Here is a 21297-nt window from a genome sequence, read left to right on the forward strand (position 1 = left end):
AACGGTCGGGATCGATGTAGATGCTGGCGGGAAGCGTGGTGACGGCATCGCCCATCACCGCTTCGCCGCGGGCAAGCGCTTCGGCCAGGGCACGTTGGCCAGGTGTCGGCCGGCGCGGCATTCGGGGCATGTCCATGATCCGGCAGACTGCGCCTCCGGGCGGTTGGTTTCAAGGGCGAACCGAGTGCAAAATGAGCTCAGAATGAGCTTCCCCTGCGGCATCAGGCTGCTAGGCTCGCCGCTTTGAATATCAGCCGGGGGAGAATGGCGTGACCGAGGCAGCAGCAGTCCCGTCGGACGGCCAATCCACGAGCTGGTGGGCGGGAATCAAGCCCTATTTCGAAAAGGCGCCGCTGGCCGCACTATTCCTCGGTATTTCGTCGGGTTTCCCGTACGCCATGATTGGCGCGACGCTGACCACCCGGTTGAAGCAGGATGGCATCGACAAGTCGACCATCACCGCTTTCACGTTGGTGTTCCTGGCCTACAATTTCAAATGGCTGTGGGCCTGGATTATCGATGGGGTCCAGTTGCCGCTGCTCGGCCGCCTCGGCCAGCGCGTTTCGTGGATGTTGGTCACCGGAGTGCTGGTCATGGCCGCGGTTGCCAATCTGGCGATCGTCGATCCAGCCGCGGACGGCATCGCAGCCGTCGTCACCGCCGCGATCCTGCTCGGCGTTGCCGGCGCCAGCTTCGACATCGTCATCGACGCTTACCGGATCGAGGCATTGGAGCCGCGGCAGCTCGGCGTCGGATCGGGCATGAGCCAATATGGCTGGCGGATCGGCTCGGCCGGGGCCGGCGCGCTGGCCCTGGTCGTGGCGGCACGGCAAGGGTGGGAAGCGGCCTATCTCGCCTGCGCAATGCTGGCCCTGCCGGCCATGGTGACGGCCTTGCTCTACGGCGAACCTGCGCGGCACCGGGCAGCCAAATCCAAGCCCGGAATGGCTAATACCATTGAGGCGATCTGGAAGCCGTTCGTCGAATTCTTCAAGCGCCAGGGCGCCTGGCTCGTGCTGCTGTTCATCCTGCTGCACAAGATTGGCGATACCCTCGCCAACCTCACCTTCCGCCTGCTGTTCGACGATCTTAAATTCACCAATGACGAGATCGCCCTGTGGGACGTCGGGGTCGGCTTCTGGGCCTATCTTGTCGGCATCTTCATCGGCGGCGTGCTCTATTCGAAGCTGGGCCTGAAACGCTCGGTGATGATCAGCCTGATCCTAATGGCGGTCAGCAACTTCAGCTTTGCCCTGCTCGCTGCCTCCGGGCATTCCAACATCGGCATGGCTGGAGCAATCGGGTTCGAGAATACGGCCAGCGGCATCGGCGGCGTTTGCGTCGTCGCTTACTTTTCCGCGCTGTGCGATCTCCGCTTCACCGCCGCCCAATATGCGATGATTTCCGCCGCCGCGAGCATCGTTGGCCGGTTCCTCACCGGGACCACGGCGGGCGCGCTGATCGATGCGTTCGGCTATGTCAATTTCTACCTTTTGACGACGGTCGCCGCACTGCCCGGCATCCTGTTATTCTGGATCATGATGCGGAGCGGCCTGGTCGATGCGTCGATCGGGACGGCGGGAACCGAAACCGACAAAGGCTAGTCCGGCATCGGACCATTGAGGCCCAGCAACTCGCCGGCAAGATAGAGCGAACCGAACACCAGCACGCGGGCGGGCTTTCGCAGCGCCGTCATGGCGTCGGCCAGGCCGGAACGGGCTCGTGCCGGCAAGCCCATGCTCTCGGCGAGGTGCGCCAGTTCCTGCGGCGTGCGGCACTCATGGCCATCAATCGGCAGGGTCAGCACTTCCGCGGCGAGGCCCTTGAACGGCCGCAGCGTGCCCGCGGCATCCTTGCTCTGGAGACTGGCGAACAGCAGCACCAGCGGCTTTCCGTCCTGCCAATGCTTGCCCGCATAGTCGGCGACCAATCGGGCCGCGCTGGGGTTGTGGCCGCCATCGACCCACAGCTCGCTGCCCCGCGGCAGCATCGAAAACAGCGGGCCCGTGTGGAGCTGCTGGAGGCGTGCCGGCCAATTGGCCCAGCCCATCGCGGCAGTGAGCGCGGATTGGGTCACTTCAATTGCCGTTTGATGCCGCAGCATTGCCACGGCGAGCGCGGCGTTCAATGCCTGGTGCTTGCCGGGCAGGCGGGGCAGGGGCAATTCCAGCTCGCCTTGCCGATCGCGATAGCGGAGCTTTTCGCGCCGCACCGAGGCATGCCAATGGAGGCCGCGCGGCTCCCAGACGGCTCCGGCGGCCATGGCAATTTCGCCGATCCTGTCGGCGACGGCCGGCGCGTAGAGCTGCGTGAGCAGCGGCACGCCGCGCTTGGCGATCCCTGCCTTTTCCGCGCCGACCTCGACCAGCGTTTTGCCGAGGAAGGCCTGGTGGTCGAGCCCGAGGCTGGCGATCCCGCACACCAAAGGCTGCTCGACCACATTGGTCGCATCCAGCCGCCCACCCAGCCCGACTTCCAGGATGCAGGCGTCGGCCGACGTTTCGGCGAAAGCGAGGAAGGCGACCGCGGTGTTGACTTCGAACAGGCTGGCGCCAGCTGCGTCGTTGGCGTCGACGACGCGGGTCATCAGCTCGGCCAGCATGCTGTCGTCGATCAGCTGGCCGGAAATGCGGATCCGCTCATTATAACGGACTAAGTGCGGGCTGGTGAAAGCATGGACCCGCTTGCCGGCAGCCTCGAGCGCGGCGCGAAGGAAGGCGCAGGTCGAGCCCTTGCCGTTGGTTCCGGCGACATGGAATATCGGCGGCAGTCGGTCCTGCGGCCGCCCGAGCCGGTCGAGCAGCGCCGCAATCCGGTCGAGGTTCAGATAATCGCGGTCGACAAATTGGGTCGCCTGCCGATCGATCAGTGCCGCGACCCGCGGATCCGCCGAGCGGATCACTTCTTTCATTTAGGCGGCCTTCTTGGCCTTGTCGGGAGACAGATAGCCGATCAGCCGGCCGATCCGATCCTTCAGTGCATGGCGATGCACGACCATATCGATCATGCCATGCTCGAGCAGATATTCGGCCCGCTGGAATCCCTCGGGGAGCTTCTCGCGAATGGTCTGCTCGATCACCCGCTGGCCGGCAAAGCCGATCAGCGCGCCCGGCTCGGCGATCTGGACGTCGCCCAGCATCGCGTAGCTGGCGGTGACGCCGCCGGTGGTCGGGTCGGTCAGCACGACAATGTAGGGCAGGCCGGCCTCGCGCAGCCTGGCCAGCGCGACCGTGGTCCGCGGCATCTGCATTAGTGACAAAATGCCTTCCTGCATGCGCGCGCCGCCCGCGGCCGTGAACAGGACATAGGGGCAGCTCTTGGCGATCGCCTTCTCGACCCCGGCGACGAACGCGGCGCCGACCGCGACTCCCATCGACCCGCCCATGAAGGCGAAATCCTGGACTCCGACGACTGCCTGATGGCCCTCGATCCGGCCGATCGCATTGATCAAGGCATCGCGCTCGTTGGTCGCCGACCGCGCCGCCTTGATCCGGTCGGTATAGCGCTTGGTGTCGCGGAACTTGAGCGGGTCCTCGCGCACCTCGGGGCTTGGCAGCACCTCATATTTCTTGCGGTCGAACAGCGCGTCGAAGCGAACCGCCGGGCCGACGCGGTCGTGGTGGTCGCAGCGCGGGCAGACATAGTGATTGTCCTCCCACTCCTTTGTGAAGACCATCGACCCGCACTTCTTGCACTTGTGCCAGAGATTGTCCGCGCTCTGCCGCTTGGTCAGCGACTGGATGCCTTTGCGGACGCTGCTTAACCAGCTCATGAAACCCTCTTGAACATTCGGCGGGGGAGGTAGGTCCGCTACGCGGCGTTGTCTACCTAAAGCGTGGCGGCGATGGCTCGGAGCGCCTCGTCGGGATGCTCGGCGCCGGTGACGGGCCGGCCAATGACCAGGATCGACGCGCCGGCATCGATTGCCGCGCGCGGGGACATCACGCGCTTCTGGTCGCCAACAGCGGAATCCGCCGGGCGAATGCCGGGGACGACGAAAAACCCGTCCTTCCATTGCTTGCGCGCCGCCTTCACCTCATTGCCCGAGCAGACGATGCCGTCGAGGCCGGCTTCCCTGGCGAGGGCGGCGAGCCGCTCGACCTGGCTATGGCTGTTGCCATTGATGCCTATCGAATTGAGATCGTCGCCGTCGAGGCTGGTCAGCACGGTGACCGCGACCACCTTGGTCCCGGCTGGGGCGGCCGCCTTGGCGTCCTCCAGCATCGCCCGCCCGCCCGCGGCGTGGACGGTCAGCACCGCCGGCGTGATCGGTGCCAGCGCCTGGACCGCCTTGGCCACGGTGTTGGGAATGTCGTGCAGCTTGAGGTCGAGGAAGATCGGCAGTCCCAGTTCGGCCAGTTCGAGCACGCCGTGGCGGCCGTTATGGCAGAAGAACTCGAGACCCAGCTTGAGCCCGCCGGCATGGCGCTTGACCGCAGCCGCGATCGCCCGGGCCCGATCCATGTCGGGCGTGTCGATGGCGACGAAGATCGGGCTCCTCATGCCGCGTGATCCTCGTCAGCGAAACCTGGCTCAGACAAGGGCGCGGCGGGGGCCATGGCCGGCCGCTCGGCCAATGTCAGCTTGCGCCGCAGCGACCAATTGCGCCCGCGCAGGATCAGATAGGTTGGTAGAAAGCCGACCAGGAAGGTCAGCAGCAACAGGACGGGAAGCTTCACTTCAGCCTCAAGATTGCTCCAAAGCCGGATCGATACGTCATTCCAGTTGGCCGTTGCGAATATCGCCATCGATACCGCCACGACCACCCAGAACAGCGTCTTCAGAAACCTCATTCGTCGCTCCCCGCGGGCCCGCCTTTAAGCGACTGCGGCTGCGCTGACCAGTCGGCAGTTGGGCTAGTGCCATTCGGCGCTCGAAAGAGTCGCCCTGCCGCAGGGGGATTCCAAGGGGAGTTGAGCCTTGTCGGCGCCTGCGCCACACCGCAACGGGGAGGATTAGAGTTTCCATTGGATCGTCAGTTCAAGATCGGCGTCGGCGTACTCGCGTTGGCCCTGGGAGCGCTTGCGCTCGCCCAGCCGCATGGCAAGTCGACCGCTTCCGATGCCGCGCAATCGAAAGTCACCGCGCGGCTTGCGACCATCGATCCGGCAGCCCGGAGCAGGATTGACTATGCCAGGCTCAATGCCCGGCTGCAGCGGATGGTCGGGAAGCCGACCATGGTCGGCATGGCCGTTGGCATCGTCGAGAATGGCCGCATCACTTTCCTCAACGGCTATGGCGAAACGCTCGCCGGGTCGGGCGAAAAGGTCACGCCCGAAACTGTCTTCCGTTGGGCCTCGGTTTCGAAAGGCGTCGCCGCGACCATGGTCGCCAAGCTCGCCGAAGAGGGTAAGCTGAGCCTCAACGAGCCGGTCGCCGAGGCGGCGCCTTCGCTCCACTTGCCGGGCCGGAACGAGTTCAAGGCGACCGTCGGCGACGTGTTGAGCCATCGCCTCGGCCTTTATCGCAACGCCTTCGACAATAAGCTGGAGGAGGGGCAGGACGTCACCTTCCTGCGCGGGACGCTGGCGACGCTCAACAGCATCTGCCCGCCAGGAAGCTGCTGGAGCTACCAGAATGTCGCCTATGACGCGGCCAGCGAGATGGTCTCCCGCGTGAGCGGCATGCGTTACCAGGAGACGGTCGAGCGCGACCTGTTCGCGCCGCTGGGAATGACCTCGGCCAGCGTCACCATGAACGGGTTGACCCGGAGCAAGAGCTGGGCGCGGCCGCACAGCGTCGGCCGTCGGCCGCTCGAGCTCAACGACGATTATTATCGCGTTCCGGCCGCGGGCGGGGTCAACAGCGACATCAAGGACATGGCGATGTGGATGCTCGCCCAGATGGGTGAAATGCCCCAGGTGCTGAGCCCGCAACTGCTGGCGACCATCCACCAGGGGCGGGTCAAGACCCCGGGCGAGCGGGCGCGGATGCGCAAGTTCCTCGAGCGGCTGGGAACCGCCGAATATGGCTATGGCTGGCGCAGCTATGACTATGCCGGTCACCACATCATCGGCCATCGCGGCGGGGTAAACGGCTATCGCTCGCTGATCCTGTTCGATCCGCAGTTGAAGAGCGGGGTGGTGGCGCTGTGGAACAGCAATACCTCGCAGCCGGGCGGGCTGGAATTCGAAGTGATGGACATGCTCTACGGTCTCGACTTCCGCGACTGGATGGAACTCGACAAGTCCGGGCCGCGGGCGCCGGAAGCCGACGAGGTTGCTGAACGGCGCAGCGGCAGCCGGCACGGCTAGGCCGGACTCACCGGCGCTCTCAATTCATGCTATTTGAGATTCCTGGCGGCTCTGCCGCCGAGTGGGGGACGGACAATGAGCATCGATGACGATCGTGCGTTCCATCTGGAACGCGCAGCCCAATGCCGGAAAATGGCCGAGGAGGCTTCCGACCCGGCGGTTCGCGACCTGCACGAGCAGCTTGCCCAGTTCCACGATGCCGAGGCGGGCCGCGAGCCTGCTGAATTGGCCGACAGCGAGGATGCGGCCTAGCCCGGTTCCGGATCCTGCCCAAGCTCTGATTCGGAATTGAGCGGGCGGGCGCGTCTGCCCCAACAGAAATGGGGGCCGGTATTGCTACCAGCCCCCACCTGCACCGACCTAGGATCTGCCGGTGTTCGCTAGCTTGACAAGCCGAAGCCCATCCGCTCCTCGATCCTGGCTCACCAGATCAGGCGTCGCTTCCAATCGTGGTCCCAACCGAAGCTGGGTTCTCGACCTTCCGCGGCCCTTCTTGGGTTGGTTCCTTCGCGTCGCCTGCCCCCAGGGGGAGCCGCGAACTGCGACTGGGAGACCAACTCTTCCGGCGCCTCTTCCGGTGGTCCGACTTGGGCCGAAGCCCTCCTCATCGCCATCCGGTGGAGATCGGTCCTTCCGTCACCTGCCGCACCATCTTGCCGTTGCCGGCCTTCCAGTGAGGCGGGGACTTCCGTCCCGATCACCCATGTAACTTGGCCGACTTTTTCGAGTCGCGAAAGCGAAAAAATCGAGTCATTGCCTGTGGATAACGGGGATATCGTGCACAACTCGTCGCATCCGTAACCAATCTGTCCCGCGGCGGGCTTCGCGACTCGCCGCCAAGGCACTGCCCTGGGCGAATCCCCCTTCCGTCTGACTCCCGGAGGCACGGCCCGCCGCAGTTGCCGTTTCGTTCCCACGTGCCTAGGTCGGGCCAGTGCCCGAATCCGCGTCTCCAATGCCCGAGCCCTCCTATCTCCGAGGGCTGAATCCGCCGCAACGCGAGGCGGTGCTGACGACCGAAGGGCCGGTGCTGGTGCTGGCCGGCGCGGGCACCGGCAAAACCGCCGCGCTGACTGCCCGGCTCGCTCACCTGATTGCGACGCGACAGGCCTGGCCCAGCCAGATCCTGGCCGTCACTTTCACCAACAAGGCCGCGCGCGAGATGAAGGAGCGGGTATCGGCCATTTCGGGCGGTGCGATCGAGGGAATGCCCTGGCTTGGCACCTTCCACGCGATCGGTGCGCGAATGTTGCGCAGCCATGCCGAACTGGTTGGGCTGCAATCCAACTTCACGATCCTCGATACGGACGACCAGCTGAGGCTGCTAAAGCAGCAGATCAGCGCATCGAACCTTGATGAAAAGCGCTGGCCGGCGCGGCAGCTGGCGGGCCTCATCGACCAGTGGAAGAACCGCGGGCTGACCCCGGCCCAGCTCGGCGCCGGCGATGCAGAGGCCTTCGCCAACGGCCGGGGGCAGGAGCTCTACGCCGCCTATCAAGACCGGCTCCGCGCGCTCAACGCCTGCGATTTCGGCGATTTGCTGCTGCACATGCTGACCATCTTCCGGTCGCACGCCGATGTGCTGGACAGCTATCGCGAGCGGTTCAAATATATATTGGTCGACGAGTATCAGGACACCAATGCCTCCCAATACGACTGGCTGAAGCTGCTGGCCGAACCCAAGCGCAACTTGTGCTGCGTCGGCGACGACGACCAGTCGATCTATAGCTGGCGCGGCGCCGAGGTTGCCAACATCCTGCGGTTCGAGAAGGATTTTCCGGGCGCCAAGGTCATCCGGCTCGAGCAGAATTACCGGTCGACCCCGCATATCCTGGCCGCCGCCACCGGCCTCATCGCTCACAATGCCGGGCGTCTCGGCAAGACGCTATGGACCGAAGTCAACGAGGGCGACCGGGTCAAGGTCATCGGCGTGTGGGACGGGCCGGAGGAAGCGCGGCGGATCGGCGAGGAGATCGAAGCGCATGAGCGGCGTGGCGGCACGCTCAACGATGCTGCGATCCTGGTCCGCGCCCAGTTCCAGACGCGCGAGTTCGAGGAGCGCTTCATCGCCATCGGCCTTTCCTACCAGATTGTCGGCGGCTTCCGCTTCTACGAGCGGGCCGAGATCCGCGACGCGGTTGCCTATCTGCGGTTGGTGAACCAGCCCGCCGACGATCTGGCGTTCGAGCGGATCGTCAACCAGCCCAAGCGCGGGCTCGGCGATAAGGCGCTCGCTTCTATCCACGCGCATGCCCGCGTGACCCACCAGCCGCTGCTGCTTGCCGCCGCATCGATGCTGGACTCGGACGAGCTCCAATCCCGTGCCCGCAACAGCCTCGCCCGGTTTGTCGCGGACATCGCCCGCTGGCGGCAGATGGCGGGCGAGATTCCGCACCCTGAGCTGGCCCGCATCCTGCTCGACGAAAGCGGCTACACCGCCATGCTCCAGGCCGAACGCAGTGCAGAGGCTGCCGGCCGGCTCGAGAACCTCACCGAGCTGACGCGCGCGATGGAGGAATATGAAAGCCTCGGCACCTTCCTCGAGCATGTCAGCCTGGTGATGGACAACGATGCCCAGAAATCGGGCGAGAGGGTCACGATCATGACCATCCACGCCGCCAAGGGACTGGAATTTCCGATCGTGTTCCTGGCCGGATGGGAAGAAGGTGTATTCCCGTCACAGCGTGCACTCGATGAGGGCGGCCTTGCCAGCCTCGAGGAGGAACGGCGGCTGGCCTATGTCGCCATCACCCGCGCTCGCCGGAAGGCGACCATCCTCCATGCCGCCAATCGGCGCATCTATGGGCAGTGGACCAGCAGCATCCCGTCGCGCTTCATTGCCGAGCTGCCCAAAGACCAGATCGACGAAGAGACCACCATGACGGGCGGCGAAAGCCTGTGGCGGGCCCAATGGTCGGAGCGCGCCGATCCCTTCGCCCATGTCGCCAGACCGTCGCGCGGCCCCGGCTGGCAGCGCGCGGCGGGCGGTGGATTCAACGCCCAGCCGCAGCGGGTGGTCGAAGCACGGGCATCGGCAATCAGCCTTGGCAACAAGGGCCGCGACGACCTGTCGGTCGGCCAGCGCGTGTTCCACGGCAAATTCGGCTACGGCACGATCGAGGCGATCGAGGGCAACAAGCTTGAAATCGAATTCGAAAAGGCCGGGCGCAAGCGAGTGCTGGATACGTTTGTGAGCTTGGGCGACTAAATTCGATCCCCTCTCGACTCGCAATCACAAACCGGACAATCTCCCGCCTTCACCGATGTTGGGGGGCGCAGCGGTGTCGGAAATATTCGTCAGCTACAAAAAGGAAGATCGAGCGGTTGCTGAGCGGCTGGTCGCGGCGCTTCGGGCAGCGGGTAAGGATTCGTGGTGGGACGATGCGCTGACCCCCCACGAAGCTTGGGATGCAATGATTGAGCGGCAGATTGCCGCCGCGAGGGTTGTGCTGGTTCTGTGGAGTCCGCGTTCGGTCCATTCGGACTGGGTCCGCTCCGAAGCGCATTACGCTCAGGATCATCACAAGATGGTGCCGGTGCTGGTTGAGGCTTGCTCCATCCCCCTGGCGTTCATGCTGCGCCAGGCAGTTGACCTGACTGATGGCAAGTTTGACGAAAGCAATCCCAACTGGAGCAAGCTGCTGGCGTGGATCGACGCGGTCCATACTGGCGATGTCGATGCAATACCCGACGCAGTGTCGGCCGAAACGGCGGCAATCGCCGCAGTTCCAGTCAAGGCAGCGACCGGCGACCGGTGGCTCGGCCCTGCTTCACGGCCCAGGCTGATTGCAATCGCCGCCGGCATTTTCGCGATCGCGGCGTTGGCATTCTTTGCATTCCGTGGCGCGCTTGGTTTCGACCAGGGCGCCCACCCAGACGTCTACGTTGACCCGATCAAGGTCGCCGCGGGTCCCGACATCCAGTCCGACTTCGCGCAGGTCGTGAATGACGAATTGTCTGCCCAGCTTAACGCCGCCTCGCGCATCACTCCGCTCGATAGCGACGGACAGCGCCACGCGGACGCCTACCAGATGAGTGGAAACATTCGCACTGGGGAGGGAAAATTCATCCTGTTCGCCAAGATCTTCGCACCGGGCATTGCCGCGCCAGTGATCAGCCCACGGATCGAGGTTCCACTAGAGGAACGCGCCACCGCCGCCAAACAGTTGGCGACGACCGCCGCGGGGATGCTCCGCTGCACCGCTACTGCCAGCGACAGCAGCGGCTCGCAGATCACCGTGCTGCCGGAGAAGGCGATCCGGCCATGGGCGCAATATTGCCAGATGAACTACAGCGACAATTACGACGCGGCGACGACTCGGGGGTATCTGCTGGCGGTGGTCGCGGCCGCGCCGGACTTCGCCAACGGCTGGGCCAACCTTGCCGAAGAAACCGTAGACGGGCTTTTCCAAAAGCCGGAGGACGGCGACAAATTCCGTGCCGAAATTCGCAAGGCCTATGGAAAGGCGTTGGAGCTCGATCCGGACAACCAGAAAGGGCTGATCCTCAAGGCGTCCGACTTGTTGGGCCTGTTCGGTCGCGACAAGTCCAAGTCACTGTTCGTACCGCTGGACAATTTCGCCGAGGCCGAACGGCTGGCCCTGCTCGCCAACAATGTCCGCCCGAGCGACTGCGGCTGCGAGGCCATCATTTACGGGCGCGCGCTGGCGCAGTTCGGCCAGCTGGACGAGTCCCTGACCTACGTCCGCAAGGTGATTGCCAACGACCCGTCGAACCTGTTTGCTCAATGGTATCTGGCCGTTACCCTGGCGGCTCTCGGGCGAGATTATGAAGCAAGCCAGGCCCTGGATGCCGCACAGAAGAGCTGGCCGGACTCCAAGCGATTGATCAACGCCTCGGTGGTCCTTGCGCTCAGCCAGCGCGACTGGGCCAGGGCGCTGGAGATTGTGTCGAAACAGAAGGAGTTTCCCGGGAAAGCCGAACTGGTCCCGCTGCTCGAAGCGGCCAAGGCCGGCAACGCTGCCGGTGTCGCATCGGCAGCAAAAATTATGAGCGCCTCGATCAGCAAGCTCGACAGCATTCCGGCAATTCCTGCCATGGCCCTGTCCCTGACCGGGCATGAAGCGGAGCTAGTCCCGCAATTTGTCAGGCTGACCGAACGGTATGGCGTCGACACCTTCAAGGTCGCATGGCTGCCGGGCATGCAGGCCCTCCGCGCTCGGCCGGAATTCATACAGGCCGCCAAACGCGCCAACCTGTACGCTTACTGGCGCCAGCCCAACCACCTCCCAGACGCCTGTAAGGGTGGTAGCCAGGAGCCCTTCTGCAAGTTGATCTAGCGGCGCGCTAGTTAGCGCTGAGCCGCTGCGCGTCGCGGATCCAGGGAATGATCGAGGTCCAGCTCAATTCCTCGAACAGTTCGACGCCGGCCAGATTGTCCTTGCTCCAGACGACCTCGCCCGACGGCACGTTGAGACCCTCGACAAACAGGCCGATAAAGGTCCCCGGAGGCGGAAGCATATTGCCTTCCAGTTGCAGTCCGCGCGCCGAGATGTTGCGCAGCGTCGCCGGTTCCAGATTGACGCCCCATTTCAGATAGACGCCGCAACGGATTTCGACACGCGGCATGGCGCGGCGCTCGGCTGGCTGGCTGACCAGCTTGCGGTTGATCAGGGCAAGCATGTCGATCGGCTGCTTGAAGCGGATGCCGGCCTCGCCGCCACGCACCCATTCGATGGTTGCGGCTGGCCGCTGGCCGGTCGCCAGCTCGATGGCGACATCTTCGCCCGCAGCTTTCCTGAATTCCCCGCACAATATGGCGCCCAAAGTGGAGATATTGCGGATGGAGCATTCGCGCGGCGTGCCATTATCGTAGATCAGGCCTGTGTCGAACGGTCCATTGAGGCCGGCCGCACGGCCTTCTTCCGGCCACGGCAGCCGGTTTTCCATGACGAAAGTGGTGACTGATTCAACTTCAGTCATTGCTGATCCCGGGCAGAGACCAGCAGCTTGCGCGTGAGATGACTAAGGAGTCGCTAACGCAACAACCCAACGCGGCGCGGAATAGCCCCGCGCGGATTTGCCCGAAACCAGTTTATGCCGGCCTAGACCGACAAGGCGTAATACAAGGCTCCTCCAACCACGCATATTGTCATCAGCAGCGCCATCATTTGTGTCCGTTTGGCTCCGGTGTCCTCGAACTCCATGACCAATTCCCCTCCATGAGGCGATCGTGTCGCCCACGGCGGAATATAACATTGGCGAGTCGCCGCGACTCGGTGAGATATTCGACAAAAATTGAGTGAATCTAATCACTTGACTTGGGACTCCGAGTGGTAGCGCGGGTCCGTCGACCGGGCCCTCGAAATGGCCATGTCTGGATTGGCAAGGTGCCGACGTTCACAGGCACCAAGGCTCACGTTCACCGGCAATCGTCTAGGTCTCGCGCCGAACGCTCCTAAGCATCGCATTTGATTGTGAAATTTGCTTGGGGAGTGAGCGGACGTGGTGGCCATTGAACGGCATGCCGCAGCCTGGACCGAGTTCTGGAACGAGCAGAAAGAGGCGGCAGGCTGCTGCGCCAGCGCTCCCGAAATCCGACGACCGATTACTCGCCACTGGACAGGGTTTGCCCAGTCACTTGTGGCGGGTAGCCACGTCCTGGACTTGGCCTGTGGCACCGGGGCGGCCGGGCGTGCCCTGGTCGCCGCCAACCCTTCGCTTTGCGTTACCGGCATTGATTTCGCGATGGTGCCGGCATGCCGCGAGCCGCAGATCGAGATCCTGCCCGCCATCAAGATGGAACAGTTGCCATTTGCCGACGGCAGCTTCGATGCGGCGGTCAGTCAATTCGGTTTCGAATATGGCGCTGTGGACATGGCATCCGTAGAGCTGGCGCGCGTGTTGCGCCGGGGCGCGCCATTTTCGCTGCTGGTCCATCATTCGGCCGGCAGGATCGCCAAAGACAGCATCAACCATCGGCAGGCGCTTCAATTGATCAGCGGCGCGGCAATGGAGGCGGCGTTCCTGTCGGGAGATGACGCCCGGCTCGACCGGCAACTTGCCCACATGCGGCGGCAATATCCCCATGAACGTATCATTGACGAGGCGGGTAACGGTTTTCGCCGAATGATTGCGCAGTCAGCGGCTCACCGAGCGGAGATCTGGCAAGCGGTGCGAACCGCGCTTGAGCCCGAGCTAGTGATGCTCGCCGACCTTGCTGAAGCCGCGGTGTCGCCAGACATGTTGCCTGCTTGGCTGAGCCATTTCGATCATCGCCTGAAGCTGCAGCAAACAACGGTGCTGACAATGTCCAACGGTCACACTCTATGTTGGAAGGTTGAGGGCGTGCGCAGAACAGGTTTGCAATCTGTCCCTTCTGCCGGGCCCAATTAAAGAAGCATGTCGACGAGCAGGACATCGTCGATCCCGACTATCTCTACCTGCTTCGCGACGAGCCAGAGTGATCGACCGCTGAGTTGATCCAAGTTAAATTCTCGCCGGTTGGAGTCGCATTCACAGGAGGCGAGCATGCGGTGGTCGGTAGCAGCGCTGGCGGTGATTTCGTTATCGTTGACTTTAAGTCCCGTCTCGGCCCAGCGCGCCGGGCAGCTGATCGCGGCCGATCCGGTGGTCGACACCCCCGGCGGCATGCAGGCATGGAAGGTTCGGTATTGGACGACCGACGGCTCCGGACGCGCGCGCGAGGTCACTGGCATGATCATCGCGCCGCGCGAAGCCATCCCGCCGCAACCTCGCCCGGTCCTTGCCTGGGCCCATGGGACCTGGGGCGTCGTTTCGCGCTGCGCGCCTTCGCTGAGCCCGAATTTCTGGACGGTCACGTCTGCCCTGGATGCGGTGAAACGCGGCTATGTCGTGGTCGCGCCCGACTATGCAGGCCTTGGCAGCGACGGCGTGCATCCCTTCCTGGTCGGCGATGATACGGCACGAGCCATGCTCGACGGCGTACGCGCCGCAAGGGAAATTGCCGGCGCCGCGGCAGGCAACCGCTTCGTTGTCTGGGGAGAATCGCAGGGCGGCCATGCGGCGTTATGGACGGCGCAGCTTCGAAATTATGCCACGGATCTTCGGCTGCTCGGGGCCGCTGCCGCAGCGCCTCCAACCGACCTGCTCCAGAACCTCAAGCTCAATACCAACAAGCAGGTTCGAACCTTCTTCATGGCCTATATCGGCTATAGCTGGTCCAAGCATTATGACGTCCCGCTCACGGCATTCGGCGGCCCTCAAACACAGGGGATCATGACCCGGCTGGCCCAGAACAACTGCATTGAGCTCAATTCCAAGCCGCGGCTCGGCACAATCCTTGGCGTGGTGACCTTGCAGAGCCGGTTCAAGAACCTCGACCTGGCGCGCGTCCAGCCCTGGGCAGGCCTGGCTCGCCGCAACAGCCCGGCAACCAAAGGTATTGGGGTGCCGTTGCTGATTGGCCAGAATGCCAAGGACGACCTTGTCGCGCCTTCGGTCACTCGAGCGCATGCTCGCGCCCTATGTGGCAACCATGAGCGCGTCCGGTGGATTGATATTGCCGGCGGCGGTCACGCCACCAGCGCAAAGGATAGTGCCGCGCTCACTCTCGACTGGATCGACAATCGCTTTGCAGGACGACCTGCCAGGAGCGACTGCGGCAAATTCTAGCGGGTGTGCAATATGATGATCGACTGGCTTGGAGACGCAGCGACCAAGGTTGCCACGGCCAGTTCGCTCCCCCTTTGATGTGCGCCTGCCTGCCATTCGTCGAAAGGTCCGGGCAATCTACTGGCGGAGGCGCGGATGCGGGGATAAGGCAAGCCCCTGAATTTCCGATGGAGGCGAAGATGCGGGCGATTTTCCTGGCGGCATTGTTGGTAACAGCGGTTCCAGTGGCGGCGTCGGCAGCACCCGCGGACGTCAAGGCCAGCGTTGCGGCAACCGCGGCGCGGAGCGAGGCCAACGTCAAGCTGGATGAGTCGCGCAAGCCTGCCGAGGTGCTGAAGTTCCTCGGCCTCCGACAGGGCATGTGGGTCGCTGATCCATTCGGCGGCAATCTTTACTGGGCCGAGATCACCGCGCCGGCGGTCGGCCCCAAGGGCCGGGTTACGATTTGGGAGCCATCGCAATTCTACGATCAGAAGTCCCTTGATAATTTCAACGCGCTGCATGCGCGGCAGCCCAATGTCTGGATGCGGGTCAGCCCGATGGAATCGCCTGATCTCCCCGGCAAATACGACTTCATGCTGATCAACCTGGATTATCATGACGTCTATTGGCAGAGCGAAAAGTACGGCATCCCCAAGATGGATCCCGACCAGTGGCTGAAGACCATCTATGACTCGATGAAGCCGGGGGCCGTGGTGGGAGTGGTCGACCATGTCGCCAACCCCGGCGACACCCGCGATACCGTCCAGAAACTGCACCGCATCGACCCGAACACGGTCAAGGCGGACTTCAAGCGGGCCGGTTTCGTGCTCGAAGCGGAAAGCAAGATCCTGCGCAACCCGGCCGATGATCACAGCCTGCTGGTGTTCGACCCCGCCATCCGCGGCAAGACCGACCGCTTCGTGTTCAGGTTCCGCAAGCCGAAGTAGGTTGAACAGCAGGCGCTTGTGTCGCGCTCGCTCGTCGCGCATCGTTGGCCCATGACTAGCTCTTCCTCCGATCGTAAAGCGCGCCGCGCCACCTGGCTCGTATTGGGTTCACTGCTCGGCGGGCTGTTGCTCGGCGTTATGTCGAACCAGGCAGGCACGATCCGCGAAACGCTGATCACCATCGCTTCGACCGTCGGCGGCCTGTGGCTCGACGGGCTGAAAATGACGGTCATTCCGTTGATCATCGCTTTGCTGATCACCGGCGTTGTGTCCGGCGCCGACCAGGCCAAGGCGGGGCGCATCGCCGCGCGATCGGTGATGTGGTTTGTGATCGTTCTAACCACGTCGGCCGCGGTCGGCGCTCTGCTGATGCCGGCGCTGCTCGAGGCATTTCCGCTGCCGGCCAGCGCCACCGAAGCCCTACGCGCGGGCCTGGCGAGCGTCGACAGTTCGGCGACGGCGGCCTCGGTGCCGACCGTTCAAGACTGGTTGCGCAGCCTGATCCCGACCAATGCGATCGCGGCGGCGGCGGAAGACAAGGTGCTGGCCCTGGTCGTCTTCACCTCGATCTTCGCATTCGCCGTCATCCAAATCGAAGGGGAAGGCCGGCGATCCATCGCCGCTTTCTTTAAGGGCATCCAGGATGCCATGCTGGTGGTGGTCGGCTGGGTGCTGTCATTGGCCCCGATCGGTGTGTTCGGACTGGCATTCGCGGTGGGCGCGGGCGCGGGCGGTGCCGCGTTCAGTGCGTTGCTGCACTATGTCGTGCTGGTCTCGCTGGTCGGCGTCCTGATTACCCTGGCGGCCTATGTCGTGGCGGTGATTTTTGGGCGCTGGAAGCTTGGAGATTTTGCCCGGGCGATGATCCCGCCGCAGGCCGTCGCCATTTCCACCCAGTCGAGCCTCGCCTCCTTGCCGGCGATGCTTGAGGCGTCGATCAATCTTCGTGTTCCTCCGCGCAACGCCGACGTCACCCTGCCGCTGGCGGTGGCGCTGTTCCGAGCGACCGGGCCGGCAATGAACGTCTCCGTCGCGATCTATGTCGCCTATATGATGGGTGTCGAACTGCATCCCGGAAACCTAATTGCCGGCTTCGCGGTTGCGGCGGTCGCCAGCTACTGGGCGGTAAGCCTGCCCGGCGCCTTGTCGTTCGTCACGTCAATCGCACCGATTGCGCTGGCGATGGGCGTTCCGATCGAGCCGCTGGCGCTTTTGATTGCGGTCGAGGTGCTGCCCGACATCACGCGGACGCTGGGTAACGTAACCTGGGACGTCGCGGTGACCGGCGCCGCTTCAAAGGGCGAGCGGGCCGAGGGCTGAACGACCGCCGTTGGTCTGCAGTTTACGACCGTTCATCCGTTTCAGGGATTGTCGGTCGAGCAAAACTGGATTCCCGTCGATGGAGAGGTGCATCGGGAGCGGAAATCCGTTTCTCTTTGCATGCGACGCGAAGGGGGAAGACCCCTGACATCCCGACCCTCTTCGCGCCGCAACCTCTAGCGCGGCGAAAATCAGCGGCCGGCGATAGCTCGGACCTGGTCGGCGTACAGGCGGCCGACGGGCTGCTCATTGCCGTCTCCCAGCCGCGCAATCCATCGCCCTGAAGCATTGCGGGTGAAGCCGGCGATGAAGTCCCGGCGGACAATCGCCGACCGATGCAGCCGAACGAACAATTCCGGATTCAACCCTTCTTCCAGGGCGCTCATCGAATGGTGGATCAGCCAGCTGCGCTTGGCAACGTGGAGCCGCATATAGTCGCGCTCGGCCGTCACCCGGTCGATGTCGCGCGACGCGATGCGGACCAGGCCCGACAGGTCAGACGCCCAGAACTCTTCGAGCCAGGGCGAGGCCGCCGTCGGCGCTTCCTCATGGACCTGCTCGGCCTTGGCGCGGAGATAGGCCCGGGCGCGGTCGATCGAGCGGGCGAGCCGTTCGGCATCGACTGGCTTCATCAGATAATCGATCGCCGCCACGTCGAACGCCGCCACCGCGAACTGGTCGAACGCGGTGATGAACACCACCGCCGGGGACTGGCCCTGGCTCGACAAGGCACGCGCCACCTCGATCCCGTCCAGGCCGGGCATGGCAATGTCGAGCAGTACCAGGTCAGGCTGCAGCGCTTCGGCCATCCGCACCGCACTTTCGCCGTCATGCGCCGTGCCGACCAGGTGCACGTCCTTGATCCGGGCGAGCAGCATTTGCAGCCGCTCCGCGGCAAGCGGCTCGTCATCGGCAATCAGGATTTTCAGGTCGCTGTTGTCAGTCATCTTCATCAACCGGCATGGCCAAGGATACCTTATAGCCGCCCGGGATGGGACCGAAACGCACGTCGGCTTGCGTGCCGAAATGGGCCCTCAGGCGTTCCGACACGTTGGCAAGACCGAGGCCAGTGCCCTGGTGGGTCGGGGCGGGCGCCTTCTTCGATCGGCCACCGACCGCGTGATTGATTACGTCGAGCTGCATCCGGCCGCCGTCGAGGCCGCGAGCCCGGATCGACAATTCGACCCGCTCGGTCGTCGCCGAAACGCCATATTTGATCGCGTTTTCGACCAGCGGCTGAAGGATCAGCGCCGGCACCCGTGCGCCCGCGAGCTCGTCCGGTATGTCGATGTTCACCTCCAGCCGGTTGGGAAAACGTACCTGCTCAATGTCGAGGTAAAGCCGCTGCAAGGCAATCTCTTCGGCCAGGCTGACATCGACCGACGGGTCCATCGACAGGCTGGTGCGGAAGAAGGTCGACAATGCCATCAGCATCTCTTCGGCGCGATCTGCGCGGCCCGACATGACCAGTGAGGACAGGCTGTTGAGCGTGTTGAACAGGAAATGCGGATTGACCTGGTAGCGCAGCGCCCGGACCTGCGCGGCGTGTGCCGCTGTCTCCGCTTCGGCCAGGCGCAACTCCGTGATGCGGGTACGATGCTGTTGCGTCATGGCGATGAAGAAGGCGCACCATGCGGCAAGCAGGAAGTACCAGGTGACCGTACCGTCCGCGATCAAGCGCGGCATCTTCGACCCGATGATCTCCTCGACCGGCGGCAAATTGACCTCGAGCTCGTCGCCTCCCTGCTTGATGATGCGGACGTTTTGCCCACGCTGGACAATTGCCACGCCTTCCTGCGTCGTGATCTTCGATTGCTCGTTCATCTGGTCCGACCAGATGGCCATCTTCACGCTCGCCCCGGCCAGGATCACCGCGCCCGGCAGCGCCGCAATCGCCGCCACGATCGCCATCCGGCGAATGCTGCCTTCGCGGGCGAACAAGCGGATCGTGATGTAAATGAGAAAGGTCAGGACCAGACCGAGCGCGGCGTTGATCCCGCGGTAACCGACGGCCGACATGGCCTCCGGGCCAAGCAGGCCGCGAAGCAGCACGGTGACCAGGTAGAAAGCCCAGAAGCCGATGATCGATTGGGTCGCCAGGCGCCAGTCGCCAAAGCGGCCTTGCGGCGAAAATGGTGAAGAGACGGACATTTGCGCATGTCCTTAGTGAATTTTGGCCAAAAACCACAATTGCACGCCTGTCCGTTGGCAGACGAACCGGGCCTATCGGTCGAACAATTGGGCGCCGGGGACGGAACGCCGTACCTCTGCGCCCGTTTTGGAGGCGAAACCGAATCCGGGAAATCTCGCCATGACCGACCAAAAAACGGCTCAGAAAAAGGACGTTAGACCAACGCCGCCGACACTCTCGGGCGCGCCCCATCGCGCGTTTGAGATCAGGGTAAAGCAGCATCCGGACGATGAAGATGCCAAGGTCGATCTGGGCAGCGACGAATCAATGGATGCGTCCGATCCAATCTCGTCGACCCAGCCCGGAACCTCAGAACCGGCCCCATCGTCAGGCTATCCCGAGAAAAAATCTGGGGATTAAATTCATACTCCGCTGAAATCCTTGAACATCGTGCCCTGAAAAACACAGCTGTCATAAAGTTGAAGCTGGCGTGAGGATTTCCCATTGCGGGCCGGACTCCCCTTTGATTCAATATGAATGGGGGGTGGGATTTTGGTTAAGAGATTGGCAACCCAATCGGCCGCATGATCCTACCTGTTGGTAAGTGGAGTCGAAGGATCATGGCGACCAGAACAAGCCAGCCCGCTGGTGGCGCGCTGCTGATTTCGGAGATGAAGGAGTTCGCCTCCTTCCCGAAAGCCACGCAGCGTTACATCCGCCGTTCGCTGGACGTCGCCTACGGCCGTTCCGACCCGATGGAAACCTGGGCCCGCGACGAAGTCGAAGCCGCCGCGATTGCCGCCCAGGCCCGCTTCTACAAGCAGATCGACCATCTCCGGGTCCAAATCCCGGACGATAGCGGTCTCGACATGATCGAGCCGTTCCTGGGCATGCTGGTCACGCTCGCCGCGTTCGACCTTGGCCAGGACCGGATCCAGAATTTCGCCGCCTTCCGCTTTCTCTATGAGCGGTTGCTCGGCGCCAATGTCCGGCCGTGGCTGCCGGCAGCCTTCTGCGCCGCGGCTGCCCTGCCGCACCTCCATCCGGATCGCCGCCGCGTGCTGCTGCAATCGATCAGCGAGAGCGCTGCGACCGCGCCGGGCTGGTCGACCCGCGAGCCGGTGTTCTGGCCGGAGTGGGTCGAGAAGGTCGACCAGGCGGCTGCCGCCTAATCTTTCGTCCTTACTGTCGGATAGATTTCGGCGAGCTGCTTGAGGCTGCTTCGCGTGTCTTGGTGATGCACGAAGGTGCCGCCCGCCGCTTCCCACTTGTCGCGATGGTCGGCTCGGTCATCGACCAGCACGTCGGCTCCCTGCATGTGACGATATTTGTCGCGCGCCATGCAGGTGATGATGTGCGTGCCGGGAAAATGCTGCTCGGCCCAGCGGACCTTTTGCGGGGCTGCCCAATTGCCGAGAGGAAGCCCGGTCAGGATAATCGGGTCGAGGTGGGCGACCGCATCGAACAAGGTTCGGGCATCGGCCATCAACGGGAGCCGCGCGTAGAAATCCCTGGTGCGGGCGACCTCCCGCCAGAAGGCGTGCTTGCCGTGCCGCCTTTCAAATGCGTCCGGCGCCATGCCGAGCATTTCGATTACGCCAGCCTCGAAGTCAGCCAGGACTCCATCGCAATCAAGGAAAAGCTGCGGCAAGGCCTAGCTCAGCTTCCGAGCTGCTTGACCATCTCGAGCGCAAATTCGCTAAGGCTATCGTCGCGCGCGCCAAGAATGGCGATGCGATCGCCCGGCAGCGCCTCTGCCAGTAACTTCCTGCCAATCTCGGCCCGCTCGGCGACGTGTTCGACATCGCCACCCGCCGCGCGGATCGCATCCGCCAGCCAATCCGATCCCTTCGAACGATCGACCGTCCCACCCTGGTAGACCGGGTCGGGCAGGTAGAGCCGATCGCCTTCGCGCAGGCCGTCCGCGAATGTCCGGGCAAGTTCCTCGCCCATCTTGGCAATCGGGCCATAGCCATGCGGCTGGAACATGATCAGCAGCCGGCCCGGCTGCGCGGTCAGCGTCGCCAGCGTCGCGGCGATCTTGTCG

19 protein-coding genes and 1 pseudogene are annotated in these 21297 nt (G+C 63.6%); 11 read left to right on the top strand and 9 right to left on the bottom strand.

Translation table 11 applies throughout. The annotated features are described in order from the left end of the window. Positions 1–269 precede the first annotated feature (269 nt). Entirely contained in the window at positions 270–1604 is a 1335-nt protein-coding gene (locus tag Q0C64_RS08770) for an MFS transporter (protein WP_294122821.1), read from the top strand. Here Q0C64_RS08770 and Q0C64_RS08775 read toward each other — a convergent pair. The 4 genes from Q0C64_RS08775 to Q0C64_RS08790 are packed head-to-tail and all read right to left on the bottom strand — an operon-like array spanning position 1601 to position 4793. After that, positions 1601–2911 (bottom strand): folylpolyglutamate synthase/dihydrofolate synthase family protein, encoded by a 1311-nt coding sequence (locus Q0C64_RS08775; RefSeq protein ID WP_294122823.1) that lies wholly within the window; start codon positions 2909–2911, stop codon positions 1601–1603. The two genes, Q0C64_RS08770 and Q0C64_RS08775, sit on opposite strands and share 4 nt — an antisense overlap. Continuing rightward, positions 2912–3772, bottom strand: coding sequence for an acetyl-CoA carboxylase, carboxyltransferase subunit beta (gene accD / locus Q0C64_RS08780; protein ID WP_294122825.1), 861 nt, complete (start codon positions 3770–3772; stop codon positions 2912–2914). 56 nt (positions 3773–3828) lie between these two features. Next, positions 3829–4503 carry an orotidine-5'-phosphate decarboxylase gene (gene pyrF / locus Q0C64_RS08785; protein WP_294122826.1) on the bottom strand — a complete coding sequence of 225 codons (675 nt, stop codon included), beginning with the start codon at positions 4501–4503 and terminating at the stop codon, positions 3829–3831. Further along, entirely contained in the window at positions 4500–4793 is a 294-nt protein-coding gene (locus Q0C64_RS08790) for a hypothetical protein (protein ID WP_294122830.1), read from the bottom strand. The genes pyrF and Q0C64_RS08790 overlap by 4 nt, the downstream gene beginning before the upstream one ends. Positions 4794–4967: 174 nt before the next feature. Between Q0C64_RS08790 and Q0C64_RS08795 the strand changes: the two genes are divergently transcribed. The 4 genes from Q0C64_RS08795 to Q0C64_RS08810 all read left to right on the top strand — a co-directional run bounded on the left by Q0C64_RS08795 (position 4968) and on the right by Q0C64_RS08810 (position 11554). Further along, a complete protein-coding gene (locus Q0C64_RS08795; protein ID WP_294122832.1) occupies positions 4968–6254 on the top strand; it encodes a serine hydrolase domain-containing protein in 1287 nt (428 codons plus the stop codon). A gap of 75 nt (positions 6255–6329) precedes the next feature. Further along, positions 6330–6506 (top strand): hypothetical protein, encoded by a 177-nt coding sequence (locus Q0C64_RS08800; RefSeq protein ID WP_294122834.1) that lies wholly within the window; start codon positions 6330–6332, stop codon positions 6504–6506. Between the two features lie 703 nt (positions 6507–7209). After that, entirely contained in the window at positions 7210–9462 is a 2253-nt protein-coding gene (locus Q0C64_RS08805) for a UvrD-helicase domain-containing protein (RefSeq protein ID WP_294122836.1), read from the top strand. A gap of 55 nt (positions 9463–9517) precedes the next feature. Next, the gene (locus tag Q0C64_RS08810; protein WP_294122838.1) at positions 9518–11554 is read left to right on the top strand and encodes a TIR domain-containing protein; all 2037 of its coding nucleotides are present in this window, start codon (positions 9518–9520) and stop codon (positions 11552–11554) included. Between the two features lie 7 nt (positions 11555–11561). Here the strand turns inward: Q0C64_RS08810 and Q0C64_RS08815 are convergent, their stop codons facing one another. Next, entirely contained in the window at positions 11562–12197 is a 636-nt protein-coding gene (locus Q0C64_RS08815) for a PilZ domain-containing protein (protein ID WP_294122840.1), read from the bottom strand. Positions 12198–12719: 522 nt separating this feature from the next. On the opposite strand from Q0C64_RS08815, the gene Q0C64_RS08820 reads away from it, so the two are divergent. The 4 genes from Q0C64_RS08820 (at position 12720) to Q0C64_RS08835 (ending at position 17119) form a co-directional block, all read left to right on the top strand. Further along, a complete protein-coding gene (locus Q0C64_RS08820) occupies positions 12720–13610 on the top strand; it encodes a class I SAM-dependent methyltransferase (RefSeq protein ID WP_294122842.1) in 891 nt (296 codons plus the stop codon). Positions 13611–13745: 135 nt separating this feature from the next. Next, positions 13746–14870, top strand: a complete 1125-nt coding sequence (locus tag Q0C64_RS08825) for a lipase family protein (RefSeq protein ID WP_294122844.1) — start codon at positions 13746–13748, stop codon at positions 14868–14870. A 179-nt stretch (positions 14871–15049) separates the two neighbouring features. Then, positions 15050–15799, top strand: a complete 750-nt coding sequence (locus tag Q0C64_RS08830) for a methyltransferase (RefSeq protein ID WP_294122846.1) — start codon at positions 15050–15052, stop codon at positions 15797–15799. Between the two features lie 51 nt (positions 15800–15850). Further along, complete coding sequence (locus tag Q0C64_RS08835) at positions 15851–17119, top strand: cation:dicarboxylase symporter family transporter (protein WP_294122848.1); 1269 nt, start codon at positions 15851–15853, stop codon at positions 17117–17119. Positions 17120–17310: 191 nt separating this feature from the next. Here the strand turns inward: Q0C64_RS08835 and Q0C64_RS08840 are convergent, their stop codons facing one another. Both Q0C64_RS08840 and Q0C64_RS08845 read right to left on the bottom strand, forming a co-directional pair. After that, positions 17311–18072 (bottom strand): LytTR family DNA-binding domain-containing protein, encoded by a 762-nt coding sequence (locus tag Q0C64_RS08840; protein WP_294122850.1) that lies wholly within the window; start codon positions 18070–18072, stop codon positions 17311–17313. After that, on the bottom strand, positions 18059–19270 hold the full coding sequence (locus Q0C64_RS08845; protein WP_294122851.1) for a histidine kinase: 1212 nt from the start codon (positions 19268–19270) through the stop codon (positions 18059–18061). Before Q0C64_RS08845 ends, Q0C64_RS08840 begins: the two co-directional genes overlap by 14 nt. Before the next feature lie 160 nt (positions 19271–19430). Here Q0C64_RS08845 and Q0C64_RS08850 point away from each other — a divergent pair, with 160 nt between their 5' ends. Both Q0C64_RS08850 and Q0C64_RS08855 read left to right on the top strand, forming a co-directional pair. Then, the gene (locus tag Q0C64_RS08850) at positions 19431–19670 is read left to right on the top strand and encodes a hypothetical protein (protein WP_294122852.1); all 240 of its coding nucleotides are present in this window, start codon (positions 19431–19433) and stop codon (positions 19668–19670) included. Positions 19671–19870: 200 nt separating this feature from the next. Continuing rightward, the gene (locus Q0C64_RS08855; protein WP_294122854.1) at positions 19871–20422 is read left to right on the top strand and encodes a hypothetical protein; all 552 of its coding nucleotides are present in this window, start codon (positions 19871–19873) and stop codon (positions 20420–20422) included. On the opposite strand, the gene Q0C64_RS08860 is transcribed toward Q0C64_RS08855, so the two are convergent. Further along, on the bottom strand, positions 20419–20901 hold the full coding sequence (locus Q0C64_RS08860) for a hypothetical protein (RefSeq protein WP_294122856.1): 483 nt from the start codon (positions 20899–20901) through the stop codon (positions 20419–20421). The two genes, Q0C64_RS08855 and Q0C64_RS08860, sit on opposite strands and share 4 nt — an antisense overlap. An 8-nt stretch (positions 20902–20909) precedes the next feature. Further along, positions 20910–21297, bottom strand: a pseudogene (locus tag Q0C64_RS08865) (UDP-N-acetylmuramate--alanine ligase); the annotation flags it as partial.

Origin of the sequence: Sphingomonas sp. (assembly GCF_023266535.1) — a bacterium.
In the GTDB taxonomy this organism is placed as follows: Bacteria; Pseudomonadota; Alphaproteobacteria; order Sphingomonadales; family Sphingomonadaceae; genus Sphingomicrobium.

What these genes read in the sequence shown, in the direction of transcription:
- Q0C64_RS08775 (WP_294122823.1), bottom strand. Translation starts at nt 2,911, where the DNA reads ATGAAAGAAGTGATCCGCTCGGCGGATCCGCGGGTCGCGGCACTGATC.
- accD (WP_294122825.1), bottom strand. Translation starts at nt 3,772, where the DNA reads ATGAGCTGGTTAAGCAGCGTCCGCAAAGGCATCCAGTCGCTGACCAAG.
- pyrF (WP_294122826.1), bottom strand. Translation starts at nt 4,503, where the DNA reads ATGAGGAGCCCGATCTTCGTCGCCATCGACACGCCCGACATGGATCGG.
- Q0C64_RS08790 (WP_294122830.1), bottom strand. Translation starts at nt 4,793, where the DNA reads ATGAGGTTTCTGAAGACGCTGTTCTGGGTGGTCGTGGCGGTATCGATG.
- Q0C64_RS08800 (WP_294122834.1), top strand. Translation starts at nt 6,330, where the DNA reads ATGAGCATCGATGACGATCGTGCGTTCCATCTGGAACGCGCAGCCCAA.
- Q0C64_RS08805 (WP_294122836.1), top strand. Translation starts at nt 7,210, where the DNA reads ATGCCCGAGCCCTCCTATCTCCGAGGGCTGAATCCGCCGCAACGCGAG.
- Q0C64_RS08810 (WP_294122838.1), top strand. Translation starts at nt 9,518, where the DNA reads ATGTTGGGGGGCGCAGCGGTGTCGGAAATATTCGTCAGCTACAAAAAG.
- Q0C64_RS08815 (WP_294122840.1), bottom strand. Translation starts at nt 12,197, where the DNA reads ATGACTGAAGTTGAATCAGTCACCACTTTCGTCATGGAAAACCGGCTG.
- Q0C64_RS08825 (WP_294122844.1), top strand. Translation starts at nt 13,746, where the DNA reads ATGCGGTGGTCGGTAGCAGCGCTGGCGGTGATTTCGTTATCGTTGACT.
- Q0C64_RS08830 (WP_294122846.1), top strand. Translation starts at nt 15,050, where the DNA reads ATGCGGGCGATTTTCCTGGCGGCATTGTTGGTAACAGCGGTTCCAGTG.
- Q0C64_RS08835 (WP_294122848.1), top strand. Translation starts at nt 15,851, where the DNA reads ATGACTAGCTCTTCCTCCGATCGTAAAGCGCGCCGCGCCACCTGGCTC.
- Q0C64_RS08840 (WP_294122850.1), bottom strand. Translation starts at nt 18,072, where the DNA reads ATGAAGATGACTGACAACAGCGACCTGAAAATCCTGATTGCCGATGAC.
- Q0C64_RS08845 (WP_294122851.1), bottom strand. Translation starts at nt 19,270, where the DNA reads ATGTCCGTCTCTTCACCATTTTCGCCGCAAGGCCGCTTTGGCGACTGG.
- Q0C64_RS08850 (WP_294122852.1), top strand. Translation starts at nt 19,431, where the DNA reads ATGACCGACCAAAAAACGGCTCAGAAAAAGGACGTTAGACCAACGCCG.
- Q0C64_RS08855 (WP_294122854.1), top strand. Translation starts at nt 19,871, where the DNA reads ATGGCGACCAGAACAAGCCAGCCCGCTGGTGGCGCGCTGCTGATTTCG.